This window comes from Streptomyces sp. 13-12-16 (assembly GCF_002114215.1).
In the GTDB taxonomy this organism is placed as follows: domain Bacteria; phylum Actinomycetota; class Actinomycetes; order Streptomycetales; family Streptomycetaceae; genus Streptomyces.
The window spans coordinates 1-5,083 of sequence record NZ_NCTE01000759.1 but is presented as its reverse complement, the minus strand read 5'-3'; the positions used below and the strand labels follow the sequence as shown (position 1 = coordinate 5,083).

Sequence of the window (5,083 nt, the reverse complement as noted above, 5' to 3'; positions counted from 1 at the left end):
GCCCCGGCGGGCACCTCCGCCGGCAGTTCCCTGCGCAGGCCGGCCGCGGGCGAGGCGTCCGGAGCGGGCCTCGGCGGGGACACCGCCGGGCGCGTCGTCTCGTTGTGCTCATGCTCACTCATCGGCCTCACGCCCGGAACACGTGCCGGCGGATCGCCGCGGCGTTGGAGAAGATGCGGATGCCGAGGACCACCACGACACCCGTCGACAGCTGGGCCCCCACGCCGAGCTTGTCGCCGAGGAACACGATCAGGGCGGCGACGACGACGTTCGACAGGAACGACACCACGAACACCTTGTCGTCGAAGATGCCGTCGAGCATGGCCCGCAGCCCTCCGAACACGGCGTCGAGCGCCGCGACGACGGCGATCGGCAGGTAAGGCTCGACGACCGCCGGAACCTCGGGCCGGACCAACAGTCCGGCCACGACTCCCACGACGAGGCCCAGTACGGCGATCACGATGTGCCCTTCTCGGTTATCGGCTGTGCGGTACGTACGATCACACTCGGTGCGGCGGGCAGCCGGACATCGTCCTCCACGGAGAGGGCCGTCCGGATCCCGTAGTTCTCCTGCAGGGCATGCAGATACAGCCCGTCCGCGCTGTTCTGGAACCGGTCGCTCAGCTCCCCGCCGTCCCCCACCGCGAGCACCGTGTACGGCGGCACCAGCGGCCTGTTGTCGACCAGTATCGCGTCTCCCGCGGCCCTGATCGCCGACAGGGCGGTCAGCCGCTGCCCGTTGATGGAGACGGCCTCGGCGCCGGACTCCCACAGACCGTTGACCACACGCTGCATGTCACGGTCACGGACCCGCCCGGTGTCGGAGAATCCGGTGGTCGATCGCGGGCCGCCGTCGCCGCCCGTACTCGCGTCCTTGGCGTCGTTCACCACGAGCCGCACGCCGGGCCCGTGCACCGCGACGGCGCCGGACAGGATGCCCACCAGTGCGGACCGGTCGCCTCCGCTGTCCCGGAGCGCCTCGCGCTGCCGCGCGCTCACGTCCGCGCGCAGGTCGTCGACGCTGTCCTCGAGCTCGTCCGCGGCCTCGGTCTCCTGGTCGATCCGGTCGATCAGCTCCTCGCGCTCCTTGGCGACGACGGGAGCCGCGACCCGGGCCTGCGCGGCCCCGACGGTCACGATCAGGGCGGCGAACACCAGGCCGACGGCGAGCCCCAGCTTCGCCCTGAGGGTCTTCGGCATGCCGCCCTCGCCGGAGGTCTTCCTCCGCGCGGCGGCCTCGGCGTATCCGTCGTCGAGGCTGTGGTCCATGACGTTGGTGAGCAACGACATGGAGGCGTCCGGGCGCGCGGGCCGCGCGGGTGTGCTCCGAACGGGGGGTTGCTGCGGCATGCCGCACATCGTCGCACGCCGCGACCACTACCTCCGAACGGACCTACCGGCGTGCCGGACAGGCCCCGTCGGGGACACTTGTCCGGCACGCACGCGTACCGCTCGTTCTACCGCCGGCGCCGGCCGCTCACCGGCCCGCGCTGTCCACGACCGCGGCCCACTCGTCGAGCAGGGCCTGCGCGGAGGCGTCGTCGGGGCCCTCGGCCCACAGATGGGTGACCGCCTCGGCCGGGTCGGGCAGCACCATCACCCAGCGGCCGTCGGTCTCCACCACCCGCACGCCGTCGGTGGTGTCCACGAACCGGTCTCCGGCCGCCTCCACGACCCGCCGCATCACCAGGCCCTTGACGGCCCACGGGGTCGCCAGGTCCCGCTTGAGCACATGCGCCCGCGGGATGCGCGCGTCGATCTGGCTGAGCGTGAGCTGGGTGCGCGCCACCAGCCCGATGAGCCGCACGAAGGCCGCGGTGCCGTCGTAGACGCTGCTGAACTCCGGGACGATGAAGCCGCCCTTGCCGTCACCGCCGAAGATCGTCCCTTCCTCGCCGCCCACGCGCGTGAGGTCGTCGGGCGAGGTGGTCGTCCATTCGACCTGCGTGCCGTGATAGGCCGCGACCTGCTCGGCGATCCTGGTGGTGGTCACCGGGAGCGCCACCCGGCCGCTGCGCCGCTCGGAGGCGATGAGGTCGAGCATCACGAGGAGCGACCGGTCGTCCTCGATGATCCGCCCCTTCTCGTCGACGAGGGACAGCCGCTCACCGACGGGGTCGAACCGTACGCCGAAGGCGGCGCCGGAGGACGCCACGATCTCCCCGAGCCGGACCAGCCCCGAGCGCCGCATGTCGGCCGTCTCGGTCGGCCTGGACTCGTCGAGACCGGGGTTGATGGTCAGCGAGTCGACGCCCAGCTTGCCGAGCAGGCTCGGCAGCACCAGGCCGGCACTGCCGTTGGAGGCGTCGACGACCACCTTGAGTCCGGACTCCGCGATACCGGTGATGTCGACGTTGCGCAGCAGCGAGCCCGTGTACGAGTCGAAGACGCTGGCCGGGAAGTGCAGGTCCCCGATCTCCCCGGGGAACGCGCGCCGGTATTCCTGCCGCGCGAACACCCGGTCCAGCTTGCGCTGGCTGCCCTGGGAGAGGTCGGCGCCCTGTCCGTCGAAGAACATGATGTCGACGGAGTCCGGCACACCGGGCGTGGTCCGGATCATGATGCCGCCCGCGCTGCCCCGCGCGGTCTGCTGCCGCGCCACGGGCAGCGGCACGTTCTCCAGGTCCCGTACGTCGATGGCGCTGGCCTGCAGCGCGGAGATGACCGCCCGCTTCAGCGCACGGGCACCACGGGAGTGGTCGCGGGCCGTGGTGACGGTCGAGCCCTTCTTCAGCGTCGTCGCGTACGCGCCGGCCAGCCGCACCGCGAGTTCCGGTGTGATCTCGACGTTCAGGATCCCGGACACGCCCCGGGCCCCGAAGAGATGCGCCTGTCCTCTGGACTCCCAGATCACCGAGGTGTTGACGAACGCGCCCGCCTCGATGGTCTTGAACGGGTAGACCCGCACATTGCCCTGGACGATCGATTCCTCACCGATCAGGCACTCGTCACCGATGACGGCGCCGTCCTCGATCCGTGCCGCGCGCATGATGTCGGTGTTCTTGCCGACGACACAGCCCCGCAGATTGCTGTGCGGTCCGACGTACACGTTGTCGTGGACGACGGCCTTGTGCAGGAAGGCGCCGCTCTTCACGACGACGTTGGACCCCACGACCGTGTGTTCGCGGATCTCCGCACCGGCCTCGACCTTGGCGTAGTCGCCGATGTAGAGCGGCCCGCGCAGCACGGCGTCGGGGTGCACTTCGGCTCCCTCGGCGACCCAGACGCCCGGGGAGATCTCGAAGCCGTCGATGTCGACGTCGACCTTGCCCTCCAGGACGTCGGCCTGCGCCTTCACATAGCTCTCGTGCGTGCCGACGTCCTCCCAGTAGCCCTCGGCAACATAGCCGTAGACGGGCTTGCCTTCCTTCATCAGCTGCGGGAAGACGTCACCGGACCAGTCGACGGGCACATCGGGGTCGACGTAGTCGAAGACCTCGGGTTCCATGACGTAGATGCCGGTGTTCACCGTGTCGGAGAAGACCTGTCCCCAGGTCGGCTTCTCGAGGAAGCGCTCGACCTTGCCTTCCTCGTCCACGATGGTGATGCCGAATTCCAACGGATTGGGGACGCGGGTCAGGCAGACCGTGACCAGAGCGCCCTTTTCCTTGTGGAAATTGATCAGCTCGGTGAGGTCGAAGTCGGTGAGGGCATCGCCGGAGATGACGAGGAAAGCGTCGTCCTTCAGTGCCTCCTCGGCGTTCTTCACGCTCCCGGCGGTACCGAGTGGCTTCTCCTCATTGGCATAGGTGAGCTCCATTCCGAGCTCTTCGCCATCACCGAAGTAGTTCTTGACGAGTGACGCAAGGAACTGGACGGTCACAACGGTTTCGTTGAGCCCATGCTTTTTGAGCAACCGCAGAACATGCTCCATGATCGGCCTATTGGCCACCGGCAGGAGCGGCTTGGGCATGCTTGAGGTCATGGGGCGAAGGCGGGTGCCTTCACCCCCGGCCATCACGACGGCCTTCATGTCGGAAGCGTCCTCCTCGAAGAGACGACGGTCTGACCGACTTCACCCGCCAGGACTGGCCGGCACTTTTACCGTGCGGGCCGCCGCGCCACGATGCGCGTGCTGATCAGCGAGTTCAATCGGTCACAGCGTCCGCACGAACCAGACGGCGGACTTGGACCACGTAAAGCACTCCTGCCCACCAATACAGAGTTGTACCCCATCCGGCGAACGCCCAGCCGAAAATAGCAGCGAGTGACGAGATCCAGCCAGTTCCGTCACTGAGCAGGAGCAGCGGGAAGGCATACATCAGGTTGAAGGTGGCGGCCTTCCCCAGGAAGTTCACCTGTGGCGGCGGATAGCCGTGCCGCCGGAGGATGCCCACCATGACCAGGAGGACCAGCTCACGTGCCAGCAGAACGGCGGTCAGCCAGAGCGGCAGGATCTCGCGCCAGGTGAGGCCGAGCAGCGTCGAGAGAATGTAGAGCCGGTCGGCGGCGGGGTCGAGCAGCCGGCCGAGGCTGCTGATCTGGTTCCACCGTCGCGCCAGCTTGCCGTCCAGGTAGTCACTGACGCCACTGAAGGCCAGCACCAGGAGGGCCCAGCCGTCACTCTTCGGGCCGCCGAACTCCGGCCTGAGGATCAACCACAGGAACAGCGGTACGCCAACGAGCCGTGCCATGCTGAGCATGTTCGGGATGGTGAGGACGCGGTCTGTCTGGACCCGCGTCTCCTGGACCTCCACCCGGGATCCTCCTGTGGGAAACGTGTCGACGATGCCCCCCGACCTTACCTCAACGCAAAAAAGCTCTGGCTCTCGGGCTGTACGCCCAAGAGCCAGAGCTCTAAAAGGAGTTCGGCGGCGTCCTACTCTCCCACAGGGTCCCCCCTGCAGTACCATCGGCGCTGTAAGGCTTAGCTTCCGGGTTCGGAATGTAACCGGGCGTTTCCCCTACGCTATGACCACCGAAACACTATGAAACAGACAACCCGACCATGCGTGACCCGCACGGGATTGTTCGTGGTTTCAGAACCAACACAGTGGACGCGAGCAACTGAGGACAAGCCCTCGGCCTATTAGTACCGGTCAACTCCACACGTTACCGTGCTTCCATATCCGGCCTATCAACC

General features: G+C 67.8%; 4 protein-coding genes and 2 rRNA genes. All 6 read right to left on the bottom strand.

What is annotated here, in order from left to right:
* Positions 1 to 127 precede the first annotated feature (127 nt).
* Positions 128 to 460, bottom strand: coding sequence for a small basic family protein (locus B7767_RS28150; RefSeq protein ID WP_003988855.1), 333 nt, complete (start codon positions 458 to 460; stop codon positions 128 to 130).
* Complete coding sequence (locus B7767_RS28145) at positions 457 to 1,350, bottom strand: DUF881 domain-containing protein (protein WP_256923595.1); 894 nt, start codon at positions 1,348 to 1,350, stop codon at positions 457 to 459. The genes B7767_RS28150 and B7767_RS28145 overlap by 4 nt, the downstream gene beginning before the upstream one ends.
* Before the next feature lie 127 nt (positions 1,351 to 1,477).
* Positions 1,478 to 3,973, bottom strand: a complete 2,496-nt coding sequence (locus B7767_RS28140) for a mannose-1-phosphate guanyltransferase (RefSeq protein ID WP_085574625.1) — start codon at positions 3,971 to 3,973, stop codon at positions 1,478 to 1,480.
* Positions 3,974 to 4,088: 115 nt separating this feature from the next.
* On the bottom strand, positions 4,089 to 4,697 hold the full coding sequence (locus B7767_RS28135) for a CDP-alcohol phosphatidyltransferase family protein (protein ID WP_085574624.1): 609 nt from the start codon (positions 4,695 to 4,697) through the stop codon (positions 4,089 to 4,091).
* 109 nt (positions 4,698 to 4,806) lie between these two features.
* Positions 4,807 to 4,923, bottom strand: a 5S ribosomal RNA gene (gene rrf / locus B7767_RS28130).
* Between the two features lie 86 nt (positions 4,924 to 5,009).
* Positions 5,010 to 5,083 (bottom strand): 23S ribosomal RNA (locus B7767_RS28125); the annotation flags it as partial.

What these genes read in the sequence shown, in the direction of transcription:
- B7767_RS28140 (WP_085574625.1), bottom strand. Translation starts at nt 3,973, where the DNA reads ATGAAGGCCGTCGTGATGGCCGGGGGTGAAGGCACCCGCCTTCGCCCC.
- B7767_RS28145 (WP_256923595.1), bottom strand. Translation starts at nt 1,350, where the DNA reads ATGCCGCAGCAACCCCCCGTTCGGAGCACACCCGCGCGGCCCGCGCGC.